Raw genomic sequence first — 3,083 nt, 5'->3', positions numbered from 1 at the left:
GAAGGACGTGGGAGGCTGCGATATGCCTCGGGGAGCTGTCAACCGAGCTGTGATCCGAGGATTTCCGAATGGGGAAACCCAGCACCAGTCATGTGGTGTTACCCGCCGTTGAATATATAGACGGTGTGGAGGGAACGAGGGGAAGTGAAACATCTCAGTACCCTCAGGAAGAGAAAACAATAGTGATTCCGTGAGTAGTGGCGAGCGAAAGCGGATGAGGCTAAACCATGCACATGTGATACCGGGTAGGGGTTGTGTGTGTGGTGTTGTGGGGTTCATCTTTCCAGCTCTACCTGGCTGGACAGCAGTGAGAAAGTGTCATGTTAGGTGAAGTGGCCTGGAATGGTCCGCCGGAGAGGGTGAGAGTCCCGTAACTGAAAACGTGGTGCCTGTTGTGATGGATACCCGAGTAGCAGCGAGCCCGTGGAATTTGCTGTGAATCTGCCGGGACCACCCGGTAAGCCTGAATACTACCTTGCGACCGATAGCGGACAAGTACCGTGAGGGAAAGGTGAAAAGTACCCCGGGAGGGGAGTGAAATAGTACCTGAAACCGTGTGCTTACAATCCGTCAGAGCCCTCGTTGTGGGGTGATGGCGTGCCTTTTGAAGAATGAGCCTGCGAGTCAGTGCTCGGTGGCGAGGTTAACCCGTGGTGGGGTAGCCGTAGCGAAAGCGAGTCCGAATAGGGCGTTTGAGTCGCCGGGTCTGGACCCGAAGCGGAGTGATCTACCCATGGCCAGGGTGAAGCAGCAGTAAGATGTTGTGGAGGCCCGAACCCACTTAGGTTGAAAACTGAGGGGATGAGTTGTGGGTAGGGGTGAAAGGCCAATCAAACTCCGTGATAGCTGGTTCTCCCCGAAATGCATTTAGGTGCAGCGTCACGTGTTTCTTGCCGGAGGTAGAGCTACTGGATGGCCGATGGGCCCTCACAGGTTACTGACGTCAGCCAAACTCCGAATGCCGGTAAGTGAGAACGTGGCAGTGAGACTGCGGGGGATAAGCTTCGTAGTCGAGAGGGAAACAGCCCAGATCGCCGGCTAAGGCCCCTAAGCGTGTACTAAGTGGAAAAGGATGTCCGGTCGCGAAGACAACCAGGAGGTTGGCTTAGAAGCAGCCACCCTTGAAAGAGTGCGTAATAGCTCACTGGTCTAGTGGCTGGGCGCCGACAATGTAGCGGGGCTCAAGTACACCGCCGAAGCCGCGGCACTCACACTTTGGTGTGGGTGGGTAGGGGAGCGTCGTGCAGCCGTAGAAGCAGCAGGGTGACCTAGTTGTGGAGGCTGTGCGAGTGAGAATGCAGGCATGAGTAGCGAATGACACGTGAGAAACGTGTCCTCCGGATGACCAAGGGTTCCTGGGCTAGGTTAATCCTCCCAGGGTGAGTCGGGACCTAAGGCGAGGCCGACAGGCGTAGTCGATGGACAACGGGTTGATATTCCCGTACCCGTGTCAGATCGCCCCTGATGAATCAGCTGTACTAACCGTCCTGAAGCTCTTAGATCACCTTCGGGTGGCATGGGAGTGGATGCACGGGACCTTGGCTGGTAGTAGTCAAGCGATGGGGTGACGCAGGAAGGTAGTGGGGCCAGTCAGTGGTTGTACTGGTGTAAGCCTGTAGGGCGAGATCTAGGCAAATCCGGATCTCATGAGCCTGAGAGGTGACGCGTAGCCGTTGCGGTGAATTCCATGATCCTATGCTGCCGAGAAAAGCCTCTAGCGAGATCTGATGTGGCCCGTACCCCAAACCAACACAGGTGGTCAGGTAGAGAATACCAAGGAGATCGAGAGAACTGTGGTTAAGGAACTCGGCAAAATGCCCCCGTAACTTCGGGAGAAGGGGGACCTCGCATGGTGATGACCTTCGCGGTCGGAGCTGTGTGGGGTCGCAGAGACCAGAGAGAAGCGACTGTTTACTAAAAACACAGGTCCATGCGAAGTCGTAAGACGATGTATATGGACTGACGCCTGCCCGGTGCTGGAAGGTTAAGAGGACCGGTTAGCCGTAAGGCGAAGCTGAGAATTTAAGCCCCAGTAAACGGCGGTGGTAACTATAACCATCCTAAGGTAGCGAAATTCCTTGTCGGGTAAGTTCCGACCTGCACGAATGGCGTAACGACTTCTCTGCTGTCTCAACCACAGACTCGGCGAAATTGCAGTACGAGTAAAGATGCTCGTTACGCGCGGCAGGACGAAAAGACCCCGGGACCTTCACTATAGCTTGGTATTGGTGTTCGGTTCGGTTTGTGTAGGATAGGTGGGAGACTGTGAAGCGGGCACGCCAGTGTTCGTGGAGTCGTTGTTGAAATACCACTCTGATCGTATTGGATACCTCAACCTCGGACCATGATCTGGTTCAGGGACAGTGCCTGGTGGGTAGTTTAACTGGGGCGGTTGCCTCCCAAAATGTAACGGAGGCGCCCAAAGGTTCCCTCAGCCTGGTTGGCAATCAGGTGTTGAGTGCAAGTGCACAAGGGAGCTTGACTGTGAGACTGACAGGTCGAGCAGGGACGAAAGTCGGGACTAGTGATCCGGCACCGGCAAGTGGAAGCGGTGTCGCTCAACGGATAAAAGGTACCCCGGGGATAACAGGCTGATCTTCCCCAAGAGTCCATATCGACGGGATGGTTTGGCACCTCGATGTCGGCTCGTCGCATCCTGGGGCTGGAGTAGGTCCCAAGGGTTGGGCTGTTCGCCCATTAAAGCGGCACGCGAGCTGGGTTTAGAACGTCGTGAGACAGTTCGGTCTCTATCCGCCGCGCGCGTTAGAAACTTGAGGAAGGCTGTCCCTAGTACGAGAGGACCGGGACGGACGAACCTCTGGTGTGCCAGTTGTTCCACCAGGAGCACGGCTGGTTGGCTACGTTCGGAAGGGATAACCGCTGAAAGCATCTAAGCGGGAAGCCTGTTCCAAGATTAGGTTTCTCACCACCTTGAGTGGGTAAGACCCCCTACAGACTATGGGGTTGATAGGCCAGAACTGGAAGCGCAGTAATGCGTGTAGGTGACTGGTACTAATCGGTCGAGGGCTTACCACACACATAACATTCGCCAAAACGAGCACACTTCGAGCTCACAGAATGAA

1 rRNA gene is annotated in these 3,083 nt (G+C 55.3%); it reads left to right on the top strand.

The features are described from left to right. Window positions 1-3,036, top strand: a 23S ribosomal RNA gene (locus tag FK529_RS19635); the annotation flags it as partial. Window positions 3,037-3,083: the final 47 nt, after the last annotated feature.

The organism is Tsukamurella asaccharolytica (assembly GCF_007858435.1).
In the GTDB taxonomy this organism is placed as follows: Bacteria; Actinomycetota; Actinomycetes; order Mycobacteriales; family Mycobacteriaceae; genus Tsukamurella; species Tsukamurella asaccharolytica.
The sequence above is the reverse complement of the archived record's forward strand: the minus strand, read 5'-3'. Positions and strand labels throughout refer to the sequence as shown.